This window comes from Pararhodobacter sp. CCB-MM2, from assembly GCF_001691415.1.
Lineage (GTDB): Bacteria > Pseudomonadota > Alphaproteobacteria > Rhodobacterales > Rhodobacteraceae > Pararhodobacter.
This window is the reverse complement of sequence record NZ_LRRR01000050.1, coordinates 1-19,544: the sequence shown is the minus strand read 5'-3', so window position 1 is coordinate 19,544 and position 19,544 is coordinate 1. Positions and strand designations below refer to the sequence as shown.

At 67.0% G+C, this 19,544-nt stretch carries 19 protein-coding genes, 1 tRNA gene and 1 other RNA gene; 15 read left to right on the top strand and 6 right to left on the bottom strand.

The window, feature by feature from the left end; translation table 11 throughout:
* Positions 1 to 80: 80 nt before the first annotated feature.
* From prfA to rpoD, 5 genes are all read left to right on the top strand, one after another.
* Complete coding sequence (gene prfA / locus BCY78_RS23595) at positions 81 to 1,136, top strand: peptide chain release factor 1 (protein WP_068306716.1); 1,056 nt, start codon at positions 81 to 83, stop codon at positions 1,134 to 1,136.
* A complete protein-coding gene (gene prmC / locus BCY78_RS23590) occupies positions 1,133 to 1,981 on the top strand; it encodes a peptide chain release factor N(5)-glutamine methyltransferase (protein WP_068306713.1) in 849 nt (282 codons plus the stop codon). The genes prfA and prmC overlap by 4 nt, the downstream gene beginning before the upstream one ends.
* Positions 1,982 to 2,239: 258 nt before the next feature.
* Positions 2,240 to 3,133, top strand: coding sequence for a DUF4167 domain-containing protein (locus tag BCY78_RS23585; protein ID WP_068306711.1), 894 nt, complete (start codon positions 2,240 to 2,242; stop codon positions 3,131 to 3,133).
* Between the two features lie 195 nt (positions 3,134 to 3,328).
* Positions 3,329 to 5,326, top strand: a complete 1,998-nt coding sequence (gene dnaG / locus BCY78_RS23580; RefSeq protein WP_068306709.1) for a DNA primase — start codon at positions 3,329 to 3,331, stop codon at positions 5,324 to 5,326.
* A 125-nt stretch (positions 5,327 to 5,451) separates the two neighbouring features.
* Positions 5,452 to 7,440 (top strand): RNA polymerase sigma factor RpoD, encoded by a 1,989-nt coding sequence (rpoD, locus tag BCY78_RS23575; RefSeq protein WP_068306707.1) that lies wholly within the window; start codon positions 5,452 to 5,454, stop codon positions 7,438 to 7,440.
* Between the two features lie 70 nt (positions 7,441 to 7,510).
* On the opposite strand, the gene BCY78_RS23570 is transcribed toward rpoD, so the two are convergent.
* Positions 7,511 to 8,236 (bottom strand): hypothetical protein, encoded by a 726-nt coding sequence (locus BCY78_RS23570; RefSeq protein ID WP_068306705.1) that lies wholly within the window; start codon positions 8,234 to 8,236, stop codon positions 7,511 to 7,513.
* 266 nt (positions 8,237 to 8,502) lie between these two features.
* Here BCY78_RS23570 and BCY78_RS23565 point away from each other — a divergent pair, with 266 nt between their 5' ends.
* The 4 genes from BCY78_RS23565 (at position 8,503) to BCY78_RS23555 (ending at position 10,171) form a co-directional block, all read left to right on the top strand.
* Positions 8,503 to 8,880 carry a hypothetical protein gene (locus BCY78_RS23565; RefSeq protein ID WP_068306703.1) on the top strand — a complete coding sequence of 126 codons (378 nt, stop codon included), beginning with the start codon at positions 8,503 to 8,505 and terminating at the stop codon, positions 8,878 to 8,880.
* A gap of 117 nt (positions 8,881 to 8,997) precedes the next feature.
* On the top strand, positions 8,998 to 9,123 hold the full coding sequence (locus tag BCY78_RS26250) for a hypothetical protein (RefSeq protein WP_255403241.1): 126 nt from the start codon (positions 8,998 to 9,000) through the stop codon (positions 9,121 to 9,123).
* 110 nt (positions 9,124 to 9,233) lie between these two features.
* Positions 9,234 to 9,650, top strand: coding sequence for a secondary thiamine-phosphate synthase enzyme YjbQ (locus tag BCY78_RS23560; protein ID WP_068306701.1), 417 nt, complete (start codon positions 9,234 to 9,236; stop codon positions 9,648 to 9,650).
* Positions 9,647 to 10,171, top strand: a complete 525-nt coding sequence (locus tag BCY78_RS23555) for a DNA-3-methyladenine glycosylase (protein ID WP_068306700.1) — start codon at positions 9,647 to 9,649, stop codon at positions 10,169 to 10,171. Before BCY78_RS23560 ends, BCY78_RS23555 begins: the two co-directional genes overlap by 4 nt.
* A gap of 15 nt (positions 10,172 to 10,186) precedes the next feature.
* Here BCY78_RS23555 and BCY78_RS23550 read toward each other — a convergent pair whose 3' ends face one another.
* Positions 10,187 to 10,801, bottom strand: coding sequence for a TetR/AcrR family transcriptional regulator (locus BCY78_RS23550; protein ID WP_068306699.1), 615 nt, complete (start codon positions 10,799 to 10,801; stop codon positions 10,187 to 10,189).
* A 134-nt stretch (positions 10,802 to 10,935) separates the two neighbouring features.
* Between BCY78_RS23550 and ffs the strand changes: the two genes are divergently transcribed.
* Positions 10,936 to 11,033: signal recognition particle sRNA small type (ffs, locus tag BCY78_RS23545), an RNA gene on the top strand.
* 55 nt (positions 11,034 to 11,088) lie between these two features.
* Here ffs and BCY78_RS23540 read toward each other — a convergent pair.
* Complete coding sequence (locus BCY78_RS23540) at positions 11,089 to 11,307, bottom strand: DUF6324 family protein (RefSeq protein WP_068306698.1); 219 nt, start codon at positions 11,305 to 11,307, stop codon at positions 11,089 to 11,091.
* Positions 11,308 to 11,433: 126 nt separating this feature from the next.
* Between BCY78_RS23540 and BCY78_RS23535 the strand changes: the two genes are divergently transcribed.
* Both BCY78_RS23535 and BCY78_RS23530 read left to right on the top strand, forming a co-directional pair.
* Complete coding sequence (locus BCY78_RS23535) at positions 11,434 to 11,916, top strand: GNAT family N-acetyltransferase (protein WP_068306696.1); 483 nt, start codon at positions 11,434 to 11,436, stop codon at positions 11,914 to 11,916.
* A gap of 50 nt (positions 11,917 to 11,966) precedes the next feature.
* Positions 11,967 to 12,043, top strand: a tRNA-His gene (locus BCY78_RS23530).
* Positions 12,044 to 12,182: 139 nt separating this feature from the next.
* On the opposite strand, the gene BCY78_RS23525 is transcribed toward BCY78_RS23530, so the two are convergent.
* The 3 genes from BCY78_RS23525 to BCY78_RS23515 form a co-directional block, all read right to left on the bottom strand.
* Positions 12,183 to 14,072, bottom strand: a complete 1,890-nt coding sequence (locus tag BCY78_RS23525; RefSeq protein ID WP_068306691.1) for a bifunctional sugar phosphate isomerase/epimerase/4-hydroxyphenylpyruvate dioxygenase family protein — start codon at positions 14,070 to 14,072, stop codon at positions 12,183 to 12,185.
* 118 nt (positions 14,073 to 14,190) lie between these two features.
* Entirely contained in the window at positions 14,191 to 15,117 is a 927-nt protein-coding gene (locus BCY78_RS23520; protein WP_068306690.1) for a LysR family transcriptional regulator, read from the bottom strand.
* 60 nt (positions 15,118 to 15,177) lie between these two features.
* Positions 15,178 to 15,930 carry an HpcH/HpaI aldolase/citrate lyase family protein gene (locus BCY78_RS23515; RefSeq protein WP_068306689.1) on the bottom strand — a complete coding sequence of 251 codons (753 nt, stop codon included), beginning with the start codon at positions 15,928 to 15,930 and terminating at the stop codon, positions 15,178 to 15,180.
* Positions 15,931 to 16,036: 106 nt separating this feature from the next.
* On the opposite strand from BCY78_RS23515, the gene BCY78_RS23510 reads away from it, so the two are divergent.
* From BCY78_RS23510 to BCY78_RS25005, 3 genes are all read left to right on the top strand, one after another.
* Positions 16,037 to 17,641, top strand: coding sequence for an ABC transporter ATP-binding protein/permease (locus BCY78_RS23510; RefSeq protein ID WP_083195272.1), 1,605 nt, complete (start codon positions 16,037 to 16,039; stop codon positions 17,639 to 17,641).
* Complete coding sequence (gene cydC / locus BCY78_RS23505; RefSeq protein ID WP_233499486.1) at positions 17,638 to 19,302, top strand: thiol reductant ABC exporter subunit CydC; 1,665 nt, start codon at positions 17,638 to 17,640, stop codon at positions 19,300 to 19,302. The genes BCY78_RS23510 and cydC overlap by 4 nt, the downstream gene beginning before the upstream one ends.
* Before the next feature lie 127 nt (positions 19,303 to 19,429).
* On the top strand, positions 19,430 to 19,544 hold a 115-nt coding region (locus tag BCY78_RS25005; RefSeq protein ID WP_139103306.1), incomplete at its 3' end, for a cytochrome ubiquinol oxidase subunit I.

The following is a 19,544-nucleotide window of genomic DNA, read 5'->3' as shown; positions in this document are numbered from 1 at the left end:
GTGGGCGGGAGCGTGCCCGGGCGCTTTTGCGCTTGGGCAGTGCTCTTGACGCGCGGCGCGGCGGGCGGCAAACCCGGCCCATGCTCCCGCGCGATACCCTTGACCAGATCACCCGCCGTTTCGAGTTTCTCGAAGCCCAGCTCAATGCCGGGGCCGATCCGGCGCAACTGGCCGAGCTGGGGCGCGAGTATCAGTCCCTCCGCCCTGTCGTCGCCGCCATCGGCGACTGGCACGCCGCCTTGGCGCAGAAGGCCGAAGCCGAGGCGTTGCTCGCCGATCCCGAGATGAAGGCCCTCGCGCAGGACGAGCTTGACGGCTTGGCCGAGACGATCCCGGCGCTGGAGAACAGCCTGCGTCTGGCGCTTCTGCCCAAGGACATCGCTGACGATCGTCCCGCGATCCTGGAGATCCGGCCCGGAACTGGCGGCGAGGAAGCCTCGCTCTTCGCGGCCGACCTTCTGCGAATGTATCAGCGTTACGCCGACACCCGCGGCTGGCGCTGCGAGATCATCTCGGAAACCGAGACCGAGCTGGGCGGCCTGCGCGAGGCCGTCATGCGCGTCAACGGCGAGGGGGTCTTTGCCCGCCTCAAATACGAGAGCGGCGTGCACCGTGTTCAGCGCGTGCCGGTCACCGAATCCGGCGGGCGCATCCATACCTCCGCCGCCACTGTCGCCGTTCTGCCCGAAGCCACCGAGGTCGATCTCGACATCCCCGAGGCCGATATCCGGATCGACACCATGCGCGCCTCGGGTGCCGGCGGTCAGCACGTCAACACCACCGATTCCGCGGTGCGCATCACCCATATTCCGACCGGCATTATGGTGGTCAGCGCTGAGAAATCGCAGCACCAGAACCGCCGGTTGGCGATGGAAGTGCTGCGCGCCCGCCTCTTCGATCTGGAGCGCCGCAAGCAGGACGAGGCCCGTGCCGCCGACCGCAAGGCGCAGGTGGGCTCCGGCGACCGTTCCGAGCGCATCCGCACCTACAATTTCCCGCAGGGACGGCTGACAGATCACCGCATCAACCTGACGCTCTACGCCCTGACGCAGATCGTCGCCGGCGATCTGGACCCGGTGATCGATCCGCTCATCGCCCATGACCAGGCCGAGCGGCTGGCCGAGCTGGACGCATGACGACCCTGCAACATGCCCTACGCGACGGCACGGCACGGCTGTCCGAAGCCGGCCTCGCCGATGCCCCACGGGATGCGCGCCAGCTGCTGGCCCATGCCACCGGCATCGCCCCGGACCGGCTGACCCTGCATCTGCCCGAGCCCCTGACACCCGAGGCCGCCACCCGCTATGAGACCGCCCTCGCCCTGCGGATCGCACGGCATCCCGTCAGCCATATCACCGGGCGGCGGGCCTTCTGGGGCCGCGATTTCGTCGTCACACCCGACGTGCTGGACCCGCGCCCCGAGACCGAAACGCTGGTGGCCGAGGCCCTCTCCACCCCCTTCCGCCGAGTGCTGGACCTCGGCACCGGCTCGGGCGCGATCCTGCTCAGCCTGCTCGCGGAACGTCCTGCGGCCACTGGCATAGGCGTCGACCTGTCCGAAGCCGCCCTTGACGTGGCGCGGCGCAATGCCCATCTCTTGGGTATCACCGACAGGGCAACACTGACGCGTTCCGACTGGTTCACCGCCGTCGACGGAACCTTTGACCTGATCGTGTCGAACCCGCCCTATATCGCGCAAGACGAGATGGACAGCCTGTCCCCCGAGGTCCTGCGTGAGCCGCATATGGCGCTCAGCCCTGGCGGTGACGGCCTCGACGCCTACCGCGCCGTCGCCCGCGGCGCCCCGGCCCACATGGCCCCCGGCGCCCGTCTGATGGTCGAAATCGGGCCCACGCAATCCGCAGCCGTCAGTGCCTTCTTCGCCGAAGCCGGGCTGGTGGCGATAACGACCCTTCGGGATCTCGACGGCCGCGACCGCGTGGTCTGCGCACAGCGCGGAGACACCCGACCCGAAGACTGAGGCGATAAACCTGACTTTGTGCCGAATCTTATGCTTTTTCGGCCACGTTCCGGCGAAAAGACGCCGTTCTACACAGGTTTTTTCCACTTTAAGGCTTGTCTCGTCCAGACTGACGTGATTAGTCGAAAACGTGCAGGATTGGTTGCGACCACTCAGACGCTGACCGACCGCACACCCATCCAGACTGATTGACCTCGACGCGCCACTTAGGTGAAGCCGCAGGGTCAAACGTCCCGATCAAGGCCGGAATTCGACCGCATGAGACCTTCGAACAAACGTTCGCGCTCCAAACAGAATCGTCCGCGCTCGCTGGGCAACATCGTCAACCGGGTGTTCGACAGCTCGGGCCCCGAGGGCAAGGTGCGCGGGACCCCGCAGCAGATCATCGACAAATACACCGTGCTGACGCGCGACGCCCAGCTTGCCGGCGACCGCGTTGCCGCCGAGAATTTCCAGCAGCACGCGGAGCACTACACCCGCATGCTGAACGAAGCGCAGGCCGAGCTCGCCCGTGAGGCAGAGCAGCGCCGCGAAAGCCAGCAGCACAACAACAACCAGCAGAACCGCCGCGACGACAACCGCGACGATCAGCGGAACCAGAACAACGGCCATAACAACGGCCAGCATAATTCGAACCAGCATAATTCGGGCCACAACAACGGTCAGAACAACGGCCAGCAGGACGGCGACAACCGTCAGGATGGCCGCAACGACAACCGTTCGGACAACCGGAACGAAGGCCGTTCGGAGAATCGCAGCCGCAACCGCCGGGACGACCGTCGCGACGACCGCCGCAACCGCGACCAGAACGCCCAGCAGGACAACAGCCAGCACGACCCGCGCGACGATTCGGCGCGTGAGGATGAGAGCTCGATGCTGGTGGAAACCCCGGAATCGCGCGCCGACGCCAAAGCCGAAACCAAGGCCGAGCCGAAGCCCGTCGACGCCCCCGTTCGCGCCGCAGCCCCGACGGAAGCCCCGACGGAAGCCCCGGCCGAGACCCCAGCCCCGCAGGCTGACGCCCAGGCCGAGCTGCCGATCGCCGGTGACGAGGCCGCGAAACCCGCGCCCAAGCCGCGCAAGCCCCGTGCCCCGCGCAAGCCCAAGGTCGAGGCCGAAGTGGCCACCCCGGCGCCCGACGCGGCCGAGTGACCCTCGCCTTTCGCCCCTGCCCTGCTCGGGTGCAGGGCGCAGACGACCAGCGGGGGCCTTCGGGTCCCCGTTCGCGTTGAGGCCCTTCCCGTCGCGTTGCAGGAGGGGCTGCGGCACCGCACGGTGCTGGCGCATCCCCGCAACGCGCCCTATATGTGACTCCCTGCCCCGACCCACCGTGGAGATCCGGCGCCCATGTCCCTGCCCAACGGTTTCCTGGATGAATTGCGATCGCGCGTGTCGATCTCGCAGGTGGTCGGCCGTGCCGTCACCTGGGATCTGCGCAAGTCGAACCAGGGCAAGGGCGATTTCTGGGCCCCCTGCCCCTTCCACCACGAGAAGAGCGCCTCGTTCCACGTCGACGACCGCAAGGGCTATTACTATTGCTTCGGCTGCCACGCGAAGGGCGACGCCCTGACCTTCCTGCGCGAGACGCAGAACCTGGGCTTCATGGAAGCCGTCGAGGTTCTGGCGCGCGAGGCCGGCATGACCATGCCCGAGCGTGACCCCGGCCAGCGCCAGCGCGATGACCGGCGCGAGACGCTGGCGGATGTCATGGAACGGGCGCTGCGCTTCTTCCGCATGCAGCTGGGCACCACGCAGGCCGCCGACGCCCGGGCCTATCTGCAACGCCGGGGGCTGACGCGCGAACAGCTCGACCGCTGGGAAATCGGCTTTGCCCCAGACGAATGGCAGGCGCTGAACGACCATCTGAAGCAGGCCGGTGTCTCGCCGGACCTGATCGCCGAGGCGGGTCTCTCGACCACCGGGCGCGACGCCAACCGGCCCTATGACCGGTTCCGCGGCCGGATCATCTTTCCGATCCGCAATGCACGCCGCCAGTGCATCGGCTTCGGCGGACGGGCGATGGCGGCGGATGCGCAGGCGAAATACCTGAACTCGCCGGACACGCCGCTGTTTCACAAGGGCCAGTCGCTCTACAACATCGGGCCGGCCCGCACCGCGACCGGTCGCAACCACGCGCTGATCGTGGCCGAGGGCTATATGGACGTGATCGCCCTCGCCTCGGCCGGGTTCGAGGGGGCGGTGGCGCCTTTGGGCACTGCCGTGACCGAGGATCAGCTGCGCTTGATGTGGCGCATGCATGATGAGCCGGTGATCGCGCTCGATGGCGACGCGGCGGGCCTGCGCGCGGGTCTGAGGGTGGCCAAGCTGGCGCTGCCGTTGCTGGTCGCGGGTAAGAGCCTGCGCTTCGCACTGCTGCCCGGCGGGCAGGACCCGGACGATCTGATCAAGGCTGGCGGCGCGCAGGCGATGCAGGCGGTGCTGGATGCTGCCGTGCCGATGGTCCGGCTGATCTGGGACAACGAGATCGCCGGCAAGGTCTTCGACAGCCCCGAACGCCGTGCCGCCCTGACCAAGCGCTTGCGTGAGCTGGCGGGCCGCATTCAGGACCCCGACCTGCGCGACGCCTATCAGGCCGAATTCCGCGACCTGTCCTTCCAGCAATTTCGCGGCGGCCGCGACAACGGGCGCGGAAATGGCGACTTCAACCGGGGTGGCTTCAAGCCGGGCGGTTTCGGTGGCGGCAATCGTGGCGGCTTCGGCGCGCGCAAGGGCACGCCCCCGCCCCTTCCGGGCACCCGCGGGTCCCTCCTGGCGTCGGGCGCGGATGGCGCGGATGAGGAGCTGCGCGAGGCCGTGATCCTCGCCGTGTTCTTCGCCCATCCCGTGCTTCTGGCCGAATTCGACGGCCAGCTTCTGCGCATGGAACCCCGGCACGAGAACCACCGGCATCTGCTGGACCTTTTGCTGCGTGCCGCGCATGAAGACCCCGCCCCCACGCCCGAGGCGATGGCGGAACTGGGCGGCACCGCCCTTGAAACCCTGCGCCTGCAACCCCATGTCGCCATCGCACCGATGCTGCGCGAAGGCGCCGATACGGGCTTCGTGCGGCAATGCCTGGCACAGGATCTGCAGGTGTTGGTGACTCAGCGCGCCGCCCGTCGGGAACTGGAGGAACTCACCGCCGAGCTGGAGAGTTTACCCGATGACACCCTGACCTACCGGCTGGGAGAAACCGCGGCCGCCGTCAGCCGGGCCCGTGGCGGCGAATCAGATGATTCGGCTTCGGACCTCGGCGAAGACACCGCCAGCCTGAAGGCACAGCTCCAAACCATGATCGATAGTCAGGTTTGGGTACGAAAAAAGCGACGACCCGGCCCTTCTTGAGCCTGCAAACCGTTCACAACGGTCTGCGAATCATCGAAATTGTCAGACACCCCTGTGATTCGCTTCTGTCACGGTCTAAATCTCTGTGAAAAGCGAATCACGCCGCGCCCCTTGCCGGAGGAACCATGGTCGCCAAGGACAACGACGACGCGAAGCCCGAAGACCAGGACAGCGAATTCACGCTCGACATGAGCCAGGCCTCGGTCCGGCGCATGATTGCGGCTGCGAAGGAACGCGGCTTCATCACCTATGAGCAGCTCAATCAGGTGATGCCGCCCGACCAGGTCTCGTCCGAGCAGATCGAGGACGTGATGTCCATGCTCTCGGAGATGGGCATCAACGTCGTCGAAGAAGAGGAAGCGGAGGATTCCGACGCCCCGGCTCCCGCCGAGGGTGGCGCGTCCGGCTCGACCGAAGTCGTCGTCTCGGCCTCGTCCTCGGAGACGCTGGACCGCACCGACGACCCGGTGCGCATGTACCTGCGCGAGATGGGCTCGGTCGAACTGCTGTCGCGTGAGGGCGAGATCGCCATCGCCAAGCGGATCGAGGCTGGCCGCAACACGATGATCGCGGGTCTGTGCGAAAGCCCGCTGACCTTCCAGGCGATCATCATCTGGCGCGACGAACTTCTGTCCGAAGACGTCCTCCTGCGCGAGGTCATCGACCTTGAAGCCACCTTCGGCAATTCGCTGGAAGACGAGGACGACGAGTCGATCTCGCAGACGATGACCGGCGACGACTCCGGCCAGCCTCGCCCGCAAAAGCGCGCCGAGCCCGAGCTTGATGCCGACGGCAATCCGATCTCCAACAGCGACGACGACGACGACGAGTTCGACCAGTCAAACATGTCGCTGGCGGCGATGGAAAGCTCGCTCAAGCCGCGCGTGCTGGAGACGCTGGACCAGATCGCCCATGACTACGACTTGCTGGAGCAGATGCAGCAGCAGCGTATGCAGGCGACGCTGGAGGAAGCCTCGCGCTTCTCGACCGCCGAGGAAGCCGCCTATCAAAAGCTGCGCTCGGAAATCGTCGAGCTGGTGAACTCGCTTCACCTGCACAACAACCGGATCGAAGCGCTGATCGACCAGCTCTACGGCATCAACAAGAAGATCATGACGATCGACTCGGCGATGGTGAAGCTGGCGGATCTGGCCCGCATCAACCGCCGCGAGTTCATCGACGAATACCGCGGCTACGAGCTAGACCCGACCTGGTGCGACCGCATGGCGCGCGCCAAGGGGCGCGGCTGGTCGACCCTGTTCGAGCGTTCGGGCGACAAGGTGCTGGAGCTGCGTGACGACATGGCCGAAGTCGGCCGTTACGTCGGCGTCGACATCTCGGAATTCCGCCGCATCGTCAGCCAGGTGCAGAAGGGCGAGAAAGAGGCCCGTCAGGCCAAGAAGGAGATGGTCGAGGCCAACCTGCGTCTCGTGATCTCGATCGCCAAGAAGTACACGAACCGCGGCCTGCAGTTCCTCGACCTCATCCAGGAAGGCAACATCGGCCTGATGAAGGCCGTCGATAAGTTCGAATACCGCCGCGGCTACAAGTTCTCGACCTATGCGACCTGGTGGATCCGTCAGGCGATCACCCGCTCGATCGCCGATCAGGCGCGGACCATCCGTATCCCGGTCCACATGATCGAGACGATGAACAAGCTGGTCCGGACCTCGCGTCAGATCCTGCACGAGATCGGCCGCGAGCCCTCGCCCGAGGAACTGGCCGAGAAGCTGCAGATGCCTTTGGACAAGGTCCGCAAGGTGCTGAAGATCGCCAAGGAGCCGATCTCGCTGGAGACGCCCATCGGCGACGAGGAAGACAGCCAGCTTGGTGATTTCATCGAGGACAAGAACGCCGTCCTGCCCTTGGATTCGGCCATTCAAGAGAACCTGCGCGAGACGACGACGCGCGTGCTCTCGTCTCTCACCCCGCGCGAGGAGCGGGTTCTGCGGATGCGCTTCGGCATCGGCATGAACACCGACCACACGCTGGAAGAGGTGGGTCAGCAGTTCTCGGTGACGCGCGAGCGGATCCGTCAGATCGAAGCGAAGGCGCTCAGGAAGCTGAAGCATCCGAGCCGGAGCCGGAAGCTGCGCAGCTTCTTGGATCAGTAAACAGAAGGGGCGGCTCAGGCCGCCCTTTCTTTTTGCGTTCCGACCACACTTGTTATGGTCGTGGAATTCTTTACTTCCAGAGCACCCGGCGGAAGAACCCTCCTTGGATATTATTCAGTTCGCCGTGATTGATGCGCTCCATGGCTGCTTTCCCCCGGCTTTTGACAAATTTCTCATATGCCAAGACCGCCAGAATAAAAGAAAGCAAGTTAAACGCGAAAAAGGCCACGGCTTGAAACATCACCCCGGTAAAGGCGTAAGTCAGAAGGCGAACTTCCGAGAACAGCAGCAGGAACGTCCAGATTACCACGGTGACGAGTGTTACGGCTTCATTGATGCCCGTCAGGCTGAAGACCGCGCCATTCCCCCGGAAGAACACTGTCTTGTAGAGGGAGCCCGAGAACTCGTCTTCAAGGAAATCGATATGCATCTCCCAGTTATACATCCAGATCTTTGAAGCTTTGGCGGCCCAATACCAAGCCAGTGACCCGGCCAGGCCGAACAAAGAGATTGCCAGAAGAAATACAGGCATGATCAGAGGATCCGGCAAATCTGCGCCGGCGCTCTCGGATACCGACGTGCCAGCCATGACGCCGAAACCGGCGAATGCGGCAATCTGCAATCCCCAGAAGTAGGTTGAGCGCCGCCACAGAAGATCGATCTCAAATCGCCTCAACTCATGCGCGATTTTCCAAGCTTCTCTACGCTTCTCCCTGGAAATTTGGTCGTTCCCGGCCAGACCGAGGCTATTTAGATAGTCATCAATCACACTCGAATTCGAGGTTGTCTTGGCCATTGTCCCTATCACACCATTTGCTTTGCCGAGAGAGCATACACGACTAACTATAATACAGTGACCCTCGAAACCGGCAGCCGGTAATGTTCAATGCGATACGCCGGGTGATGAGGACCTCGCCGCCGTTCCAGAGTATAGCCTGCTCTCCCATGCCCTGCTCGATGCTTGCCAAACCCGTTTGGTGCCCCTAAAGCCAGCCCACGCTTGGCCGCGCGTCGCCCCTGACGCGCTTGGCCACAAGCCCGGCTTTCCCAGGGATCGACACCATGCTCGTGAACCCCGACGTCTTCGAAGATCACCTGTCGCATGCCCCCGAAGGCAGTGTGCGCGAGGCCTTCCTTGCCTTCGCTCATGCCGAGTATCCCGGCAACCTGACCGCCCGCGCGACCTCGAAGGGGTTCAAGGCGCAGGAGCTGCGGATCGAGCGGGGTGAGAACTGGTACTTCTCGGCCGTCCTGCACGAGGAATGGGTGCTGTGGTACTTCCGCAAGCCCGCCTTCCGCGACGGTCTGGTCGATCCCGACGAGATCGAAGACCGCTTCCCCGAGGCGCATGTCACCCCCAAGGGCGAGATCTCGCTGCGGGTGACGGATGCCGATATGGCACAGGCGGTCATCGCCAGCCTCGCGGCCCCGCGGCTGTAAGTCGGGCACCGCGGCACCGTCGGCAAGCTGCCGCCGCTCTCGGGTCCGTGTCGGAACCCGCGCCTATCGCCTTTCGTTGTCTCCTCATCAACGGCTCACCCCATGAGGAGACACGCCATGACCAAGCAAAAGACCGGCACCGAGACTGCCAAGAAACGCTCGGCCCCCAATATGCCCAAGGAATCGGCCAAGACCATCAGCGCCGAGAACAAGGAAACGCGGGCCAAGTCCAAGGGCAAGTAAGCCCGGCTTGCTGCGGAAAAGACGGGAAAGGGGCGGCCTGCGGGACCGCCCCTTTCTCGCATCAGCGCCCCCTTCCCGGCCCCCTGAAGGCCCGCTAGGATCGCGCCATCATGCACCCCACCCTGACCCTGCAGACCCAAGGCCCCGGCCTTTACGAGATCACCCCCCAGATCACCCAATGGCTCGCCCGCCAATCGGCGGACGAAGCCCTGCTGACCCTCTTCATCCGCCATACCTCGGCCTCGCTGCTGATCCAGGAGAATGCCGACCCGGACGTGCAGCGCGACCTGAAGACTTGGCTCAACCGCCTCGTCCCGCCCGCCAATGACCCGTCGATGCGCTGGATCACTCATACGATGGAGGGGCCCGACGACATGCCCGCGCATATCAAGGCGGCCCACCTGCCCGTCAGCCTGCAGATCCCGGTGATCGGCGGCACCATGGCCTTGGGCACCTGGCAAGGCGTCTATGTCGTCGAGCATCGCTCGCGCCCGCATAAACGGCAGGTCACGGTCCTGCTGCGGTGAGCTATGCGCTCACGGCCACCGCGCTGGCGCCGAGGCTCCTTGGCGCCACGCTCACCATCCGCGGCTGCTCGGGCGTGATCACCGAGACCGAGGCCTATACGCCGGACGATCCCGCCTCGCATTCCTTCCCTGGCCCGACCGCGCGCAATGCGGCGATGTTCGGCCCGCCGGGCCATGCCTATGTCTACCGGATCTACGGCATGCATTGGTGCCTGAACGTGGTCGGCCAGCCCGGCCATGCCGTGCTGATCCGTGCCTTGGAGCCGCAGGAAGGTCAGGCGATCATGCAGGAACGCCGCGGTGCCGGACGGCCGCTGTGCCTCGGTCCCGGGATGCTGGCGCAGGCCTTGGGGGTGAGCGACGCGGATAATCACCGCCCCTTCGGAACCCCGGATTTCGACCTGGCGCTGAACCCGCCCGACGATTGGCTGACCGGCCCCCGCATCGGCATCACCAAGGCGGCCGATTGGCCCCGCCGTCATGGCCTGATCGGCGCGCGCCATTCGAAGCCGTTCCGCTGACGGGCCACGCCTGCGTCAGTCGCGCTCGATCAGCCCCAGCCCGCGCAGGTAGATGCCGATCCCGGCCTCCAGCAATTCCTCCGGCGTGAAGGGCGTACGGGCGCCGGGCTTGCCACGGGCATAAAGCTCGACGATGCCGTGGCTCAGCGCGCTGATATGCGCCGAGAACATCTGCGGCGGCGGACGACGCCCGGCAGGGATCTTTTCCGACAGCGCCTCGGCCGCGCGGGTCAGCACCTTGGTCGCCCGTTCGGACGCGCGCTGCAACTCGGGCGTCTGGCCCGGCGCGATGCCCGATTCGAACATCGCCATGTAATGGCCGGGATATTTCCGGGCGAAGGCGAGATAGGCACGGCCCACAGCCTCGAACGCGGCCAAGGGCGAGGGTTTGCCGTCGTTATAGGCGTATTCCAGCACGTCGCCGAACAGCTCGTAGCCCTGCGTCGCGACCTCGGCAATCAGGTCCTCGCGGCCCGTGAAATGGCGATAAGGCGCGGCGGCTGACACTTCGGCGCGTTTGGCGGCCTCGGCCATGGTGAAGCCGGTCGGGCCCTTCTCGGCGATGAGATCGAGCGCGGCCTCGACCAGGGCCTGGCGCAGATTTCCGTGGTGATAGCCGCGTTTGCTCATGGTGTCCGATATAGCGCGCGGTCATCCGGAGGCCCGCAGCTGAGGGTGACCGAGTATCGCAGAATGCACGGTGCAGGCAACCGGCACCGCCGATGACCCTTGCAATGGCCCGCCGCTTTCCCTAGATACCCCCTCGAGAGGCTGGCGCGGGCAGGCATTTCGCCAACCCGGTCAGGTCCGGAAGGAAGCAGCCGCAACGAATTCCGCTTGGGTCGTGTCCGGTCTCTCACCCCTCCCCCACAGATGACGCTGAACGCCACTCGATATCGTGGGGGTTGGGAAGCGCCTCAGCGCTTGCCCTTCTTGCCGCCCTTGGCGCCGTCGTTCATCTCGCGAGCGGCTTCGGCAGCAGCGCGCAGCTCTTCGGCGATCTCTTCGGCTTCCTCGGGATCGAAATCGAGCGGCAGCTCCAGACCGTCCGCCTCGACATAGATGCGCACCATGCCGACCGAGGTCGGACCGATCTGCAAGTTCGCCGCGATGTCGCTTTCCTTGTTGATGCCCATGACTGGCCCTTTCCTGTGGGGGCGCGTTTGGTGCCCCGTGTTCGATGTCGGCCCGTGCCTAGCCTGCACCGCCCCCCCGCGCAAGCGCGCTTGACAGCGAAGCGGGCCGCCCCCAGCCTTCAAGGCATGGACGCAATCACCCTCAAACCCTTCACCGCAGCGGATGCCGACTGGCTGATCACCCGACACGGGGAACTCTACGCGCGCGACGAGGGATTTGACGATTCGTTTCGCGAGTTGGTGGCCCGAATCGTCGCGGATTTCCTCGCCGACAAGATCGCTGGCCGCGAGGAAGGCTGGATCGCTTGGCGCGGCGCGCAGCGGCTGGGATCGATCTTCGTGGTGCAGGAAGACCCCCAGACCGCCAAGCTGCGCCTTGTCCTTCTGGAGGTCGAGGCCCGCGGCACCGGCCTTGCCCAGCGCCTTCTGGAGCACGCGATGGGCTTTGCCCGCACGGCCGGCTACCGGCGCATGCGCCTGTGGACCCATGAGAGCCATCGCGCGGCGGGAAAGCTCTATGCGCGCAACGGGTTCCAGCTGGTTCACAGCACGCCCGAGCACTCTTTCGGCGTCGATGTGGTGACACAGACATGGGAGTGTCATCTCTGAGAGATTGCCCTCTTGCAATCGCCTGCCGGGGGGGCTAAACGGCCCCCAGTGCCGCCTTAGCTCAGTTGGTTAGAGCGCTAGATTGTGGATCTAGAGGTCCCCCGTTCGAGCCGGGGAGGCGGTACCATCTCCCCCCATTCCGCAATGACACGATGCCCTGATGCAGGGGATTGTCGTCTGTTGCCAAAGCGTTGCGCCCCGCAGTCGGACTGCAGGGCGCTGTTGAGTGTATGCCGGTGTAGCGGGGCTGTCGGGCCCCGGTGTCCTCAGGCCTTGGGGACGGCCGCGTTGCGCAGGTGGCGTTTCTGCGCGGCAATCCGGAACGGCGCATTCGGCGCGCCGTAGCCGGAATAGCCGGTCACCCGCTGGACGATCTCGAAAAACATCCCGCCCTCGGTCGGGCGCGAATACATCTGCAGGAAGGCCCCCTGCGCGTCCTCGTCATACAGGATCCGGGCGGCTTTCATCCGGGCCAGCTGCGCCGGGTCGATCTCGAATCGCGCGGCCAGATCGTCGTAGTAATTGTCGCTCATCGGCAGGGGATCGAACCCAGCTTTAGCCAGCGCCTCCGCCGTGGCGAAGATATCCTCCGAGGCGAAGGCGACATGCTGCACCGAGGCGCCGAAGCTCTCGGCCAAGAAGCCACCGGCGAGGGTGCGGTGCGTCTCAGCACCGTTGAGCGTGACGCGGAAGCTGCCGTCCGGCGTGGCGATGGCCTGACTGCGCACCAATCCGTCGGGGTCGATCACATCCACCATCGGCGTGCGCTTCATAGCAAACAGCGATTCGTAGAACAGCGACCACGAGAGCATGGCGTCGTAGCTCATCGTCTGCGCGATATGGTCGATGCGGGTGAGGCCCGCGTTGCCGGGCGTTGCGCCCTCAATCGGTTCGAATTCCACATCCCAAACCTTGGTCAGCCCGGTCCCCGCATCGAGGAAATGCAGCAGGCTGCCGCCAAGGCCGCGGATCGCCGGGATCGGCAGCTCGCCGGCCGTGCGCGGCTGGTCGAAGGGCGCCGAGCCCAGCGCCGCGGCGCGGGTGGCACAGGCGCCCGCGTCATCGACGGTGAGGCCGATGTCGCAGACCGTGGCGCCATGGGTGGCATAGGCCGAGCCCGCGAAATCCCCGCGCGAGCGGTTGATCAGAAGGCGCACCCCGCCCTGTTGCCAGACCGACAGATCGCGCGAGCGGTGGCGCGCGACCTCGGCAAAGCCCAGCGCGGTGAATTGCGCGGCCAGCCGGTCGGCATCGGCGCCACGGGCCGCGAATTCGAGGAACTCGACGCCCTCGATCGTGGCGCGGGCGGGCATGGCCGGGATGTCCATCGCCACGGCAGGCTCGGCCCGGCGCACGTCATCCATCAGCGCAGCGATCGAGCGGAAGCCGTCATGCGCCACGAGCTTAGAGGAGCCGCCGCGGAACTGGTCGTTGAAGATCTCAAGACTGACGGGCCCGCGATAACCCGTCGCCGCCACGGCGCGCATGAAGCCGGTGACGTTCAGGTCGCCCTCGCCCGGCATGGTGCGGAAATGGCGCGACCAATAGAGCAGGTCCATCTCGATCTGCGGCGCATCGGCGAGCTGGACGAAAAAGATCTTGTCGCCGGGGATGCGGCGGATCGTGTCGGGGTCGATCTTGCGCGCCAGCGTGTGGAAGCTGTCGAGGATCAGGCCCACATTCGGATGATCGGCGCGGCGCACGACCTCCCAGGCATCGCGGTGGTCATGGACGTGCTTGCCCCAAGCCAGGGCCTCGAAGCCCAGCCGGATGCCGCGCGGCTTGGCGATCTCTCCGAGTTCCGCGAAATCGTCGGCCATGCGGTCGATGCCGCCCAGCGCCTCGGGGTGGCACGAGGAACAGATCAGGATGTCCTTGGTGCCCAGCTCTGCCATCAGGTCGAACTTGCGCTCGGCCCGCGCAAACGCCCGGCGGCGCAAGGGTTCGGGCAGGCCCTCGAAATCGCGGAAGGGCTGGAACAGCGTGATCTCCAGCCCGTGGTCGCGCACCATCTGGCCCACGTCGCGCGGGCCGCCGTCATGGGCGATGAAATCCTGCTCGAAGATCTCGACCCCTTTGAAGCCCGCAGCCGCGATGGCAGCGAGTTTGTCACGCAGGGTGCCGGGGATCGAAACGGTGGCGGTCGAGGGCATCATGGCGGATCTCCGGCTGTGACAACGCGATGAGGTGATCCGCCAGTGTCCCGCGCGCGCGGCGTAACGTCAAATACCCAGATACAGCACGGGGGAACATGATGTTACGAATTTGCACCAATCAGCCGGTGATCGCCACGGTCGAGAGGCTCTTTTCGGCCTTGATCAACTCCCGCCGGAACTCGGTGATCGCCTGTTCGGCAAAGCCCGACAACACCCGCCCACGCTTTTGCACGGCGTAGATCGTCAGCGCGCTGGCCTCTTTCAGCGGGCGACGCACAAGGCCCGGCAGGTAGACATCCGCGACCGAGAAGCCGTCGATCACCGCCACGCCCAACCCATGCCGGACCAGCGACACCAGCGTCTGGGCAAAGCGCCCGCGCATCGCGTGGCGCAGGGGCACGCCGCCGGCGCGGAACGGTTCGGCCATCAAGGCGCCATAGGGGTCCGAGGGGTCGATGCCGATCAGATCTTCTGACGCGAGGTCGGTGACCGAGATCTCGTTTTGCGACGCCAGCCGGTGCCCCTCGGGGAGGATCACTACGATGGGGCCTTGGGCCAGCGGCGTGCAATGGATTGCCGGGTTGTCGATGAAGGACGACATGACGACAAATTCCCCCTTCTCCAGAAGGAGGTAATCCACCGTCTCCTCGATCTTCAGGATGTTCAGATCGATGAACAGGTCGGGGTAGCGCGCGCGCACCCGACGGATCGCCCGCGCCGCGATGAACTGTGCGACCGAGGGAGCCGAGGCGAAGGCAAGCGCCACATCCGCCCCCTGCTGCAGGGATGAGATCGACTCCTGCAGGTTCGACACGCCCTTGTAGACCTCGCGGATCTGGTCGAAGACCTTGCCCGCCTCGACCGCCGGCACGAACAGCCCGGCGCGACGCTCGAACAGGCGGATGCCGAGGCTCTCCTCAGTGTGCTTGATCAGGCGGCTGATGCCGGGGGCCGAGACATTCAGCAGCTCGGCCGCGCCGGCAATGGTCCCGCGCAGCATGACGGCGCGGATGACCTCGATCTGGCGAAGGGTGATCTCACGCATGGGCGGCCTCCGATGGCGAGTAACATCAGGTTACGCACCAGCAGTATCCCGCCCGTCGCGTTATGCCAAGCCGCGCGCGACAGCGTCGCGCAGGGCCAGCAGGTCGATGGTCTTCGACACGAAGCCCGCGCCCGCCTCGATCGCGGCCTCATAGAGCGACGGATCGACGGCGAGGATCCCCGGCGCCTTGCCCGCCGCGCGGATGCGGCGGATACCGTCGAGGATCGCGGCCTTCACCTCCGGATGCCCCGGATTGCCCGGATGGCCCATGCTGGCGGCCAGATCGGCCGGGCCGATGAAGATGCCGTCGACGCCCTCGACCGCGGCCACGGCCTCAATCTGCGTCAGCGCCTGTGCGGTCTCCAGCTGCACCAGCAAGCAGGTCTCCTCATGCGCGCTTGCGTGGTAGCCCTTGATCCGCCCGAACCCGGCCGAGCGCGTGGCCCCGGCGACGCCGCGGATGCCGTGCGGAGGGTAACGGACGGCGGCGACGGCGAGGGCGGCTTCCTCGGCATCCTGCACCATCGGCACGAGGATCGTCTCGGCGCCCAAGTCGAGGATCTTCTTGATCTGCGCCACATTGAGCGAGGTCGGCCGCACGATGCAGGACACCGGGAACGGCGCCGCCGCCTGCAGCAAAGGCAGGACCGAGGCCGATTCCAGCGGCGAATGCTCGGTGTCGAACAGCATCCAATCGTAGCCCGCACCGGCCAGCATCTCGGCGGCCAGGGGGTCGGTGAGCTGGCACCAAAGGCCCCGCTGCATCCGCATGTCGGCCAGCGCCTGTTTGAACGTGTTCTTCGGCAGATCCATCGTGCCCCCCTTTGTTGCGGCCACTCAACACCTGTGACGCTGCGCTGTCCAGCCTGCGACCATCGCGCCCCTTGCCCGCCTCGGCGCAGGGGCGCAGGTTTCCCGCATGGCCCGGAAAGATGCGCCCCTGATGTTCCTTCTCGCCCCGGCGCGCCGGTCGCTGGCGCTGGGGGCGGCGCTGTCACTGGCGGGCGCGGCCCTGTGGATCGTGCAGGCCTGGGTGATTGCGCGGGCGCTGGCGGATCTGCTGGCAGGCGGCGGCACGCCGGGACGCGCGGCGCTGATATTCCTCGGGCTGGCCTGCGTGCGGGTCGTGTTGTCCTATCTTGCCGAGGGACGGCTGTTCGCGGCCTCGGACGCCGTGGTCTCCGCCCAGCGCCTGCGAATTCTGACGCGCGAGGCCAAGGCCCCCGCCCTCGGCCCCGGCGCGGCGGCAGCTTTGGCGATCGACAAGCTGGAGGCGCTGCATCCCTATGTCACCCGCTATTACCCGGCGATGGCGCGGGTGGCGGTGATGCCGGCGGTGATCCTGTCGCTGGCGTTCTGGCACTCATGGGCCGTGGGGCTGGTGCTGCTGGTGGCGGGGCCGGTGATCCCGGTGTTCATGATGCTGATCGGCTGGGCCGCGCAGGACGCAAGCCGCCGCCACATGGCCGAGGTCGGCGCGATGGGCGATCTGATGGTCGACCGGTTGGCCGCGCTGGCGGATATGCGGCTTCTGGACGCGGGCGGGCTGGTGACCCAAGGCTTCTCCCGCGCGGCCGAGGATCTTCGGTCCCGCACGATGGCGGTACTGCGGGTGGCGTTCCTGTCCTCGACGGTGCTGGAATTGTTCGCGGCCTTGGGCGTGGCGATGGTCGCGGTCTGGACCGGGTTCTCGGTGTTGCAAGTGGTGAGCTGGGGGGCCTGGGGCGGGCCGATTGCGCCGGTGATCGGCATCTGGCTGCTGCTGCTCGCGCCCGAGTTCTTCCAGCCCCTGCGCGCCCTCGCCGCCGCCTGGCACGACCGCGCGGCGGCCGCCGCCGTGGCCGAGGAATTGGCACGTTGGGAGGCTGGCGCCGGTGCGCCGATCCTCGGGGCGGGCGGCAAGGCTGAGGCACTTTCCGGGCCGGTCCAAATGCAATGGCAGGGGCTCTCGGCGCGGGGCGTGGCCTTCCCGGACGGGGCGGTTCACGCAGGTGAGAGGGTGGCGCTGACGGGGCCCTCCGGCGCGGGGAAATCGACGCTGTTGCGGCTGCTTGCCGGGCTGGAGGCGCCAGAGGCCGGCACGATCACGGTCGCCGGCGTGCCTCTGGACGAGGCCTATGCCGACGCGTGGCGCGCCCGCCTCGGCTGGATGCCCCAGACCCCGCATTTCCCCGAGGTTCCGCTGTCCAACTTCCTGACCGACGGCACGCCCGACCCGGCCCTGCTTCGGCTGGCGGCTTTGGACGGCGTGATCGCCCGGCTACCCGAGGGTCTGGCGAGCATCCCCGGCGAGACGGGCGCGGGCCTCTCTGGCGGTGAGGCGCGGCGGGTGCTCTTGGCGAAAATGCTGCACGCCCGGCCCGATCTGGTGCTGGCCGACGAGCCGACCGCGGATCTCGACGCCGAGACCGCCGAGGCCGTGATCCACGCGCTGCTGACGCTCACTGAGGGCGGGGCCACGCTGATCATCGCCACCCACGACCCGCGGCTGATCGCGCGCCTCGACCGAGAGGTGGCGCTGTGATCCGGGTGCTCAGGGCCTTGATGGCGGGACAGGGGCGCGCGCTGGCCTGGGGCGGATTGCTGGCGGTGCTGGTGCTGGCGATGGGCGCGGCGCTGCTGGGGCTGTCGGGCTGGTTCATCACCGCGGCCTCGGCGGCGGGACTGGCGGGCGCGGGGCTGGTGTTCGACGTGTTCCGCCCCTCGGCCGGGGTGCGCTTCCTCGCCATCGGCCGGACGGCGGCGCGCTATGGTGAGCGGGTCTTGACCCATGACGCGGTCCTGCGCGCGATCGCCGCCCTGCGCGTGCGGCTGATCGCGGCGCAGGCGGCGGCCCCGTTCGAGGCCTTGGCAAGGCTGCGCTCGGCCGAGGCGCTGAACCGGCTCGGCGCGGATGTCGAGGTGCTGGAGGGGCTGCTGCTGCGGCTGGTCGCGCCGATTGTCGCCGGGGCCGCGGTGCTGGCGGGGGCCTTCCTGTTCCTGTGGTGGCTGGTCGATCTGCGCGTGGCGCTCTGGGTCGCGGGGGGCCTGAGCCTCGGCGGCGCCTTGGTGTTCCTGCTGGGTGCAGGCGTAGCGCGGCGGCCCTCCGAGGGGGTCGAGGCCTTGGCGCAGGCGATGCGTCGGCGGTTTTTGGAGCTGTTGCAGGCGCGGGACGCCTTGGCGCTCGACGGCGCGATCCCGGCGCGGCAGGCGGCACTTGCGGGGCTGGAGGCCGAGCGGCGCGCCACAGCCCGGCGGCTCGACCGGATCGAGCGGCTGTCGGGCGCGGCGCTGTCACTGATGGTCGCGGCGGCGGTGGCCGGCGCGCTGTGGCTCGGCGGCACGGCGGTGTTGCGCGGCGATTACGCCACCGCCAGCGCGGCGATCGGCCTGTTCGTGGCGCTGGCCTTGTCCGAGGCACTGGCCCCCCTGCGCCGCGCGCTGTCGGACCTCGGGCGGATGCGGCAGGCGGCAGCGCGGGTCGCGCCCCGGTTGGACCATGCGCCGCCCCCTGAGGGCCTGCCCTGCCCCGCCGCCCCGGTGCTGAGCTTCGACGGCGTGACCTTCCGCCGGGCCGACAGCAGCGCGCCGGTGCTGGACGGGATCACGTTCCAACTGGCCCCCGGCGAAAGGGTAGCGCTGAGCGGGCCCAGCGGATCGGGCAAGAGCACGATCCTGCATCTGGCGGCTGGGGTGATCTCGGCCGAAGCCGGCGCGGTGCGGCTGGGGCAGACACCCGTCAACCGGATCGACGGCCCCGCCCTGCGCCGGGCGGTGACGCTGGTGCCGCAGCGGACAACGCTGGTGCAGGGCAGCGTGGCCGAGAACCTGCGCCTCGCCGCGCCCGAAGCCGGCCACGCCGCGCTGTGGCAGGCGTTGGAGGCCGCGCAACTGGCGCAGGTGATCCGTGACAAGGGCGGGCTGGAGGCAAGGCTCGGGCCACGCGGCACGGGCCTGTCGGGGGGTGAGTCGCGCCGCCTCGCCCTCGCCCGTGCCCTGCTGCGCCGCCCAGAGATCCTGCTGCTGGACGAGCCGACCGAGGGGCTGGACCGGCCCACCGCCGAGGCCCTTCTGGAGGGCATCGCGGCTTTCCTGCCCCAAGCCACGCTGCTGATCGCCGCCCATCGCCCCGCCGAGCGCGCCTTCGCGCAACGCCTCCTCACCCTCACCGCGCAGGGTCACCTGACTGCGACACAATCGCGCTAATCGTGCGGATAGGCTTGACCTCAGGCAAATACGCATACAGAAAACGGAATATATAGCCGCCCGCCGGGCTGTGTTGCGCCTGGCATTTCCTCCCTTTCAGGGGCGGCCCGTACCCGGAGCAACGATCATGGACTTCGACCTCGTCGAGCTGTCGCGCTTTCAATTCGCGATGACGGCCATGTACCACTTCCTGTTCGTGCCCCTCACCCTTGGTCTGTCGATCCTCGTCGCCATCATGGAGA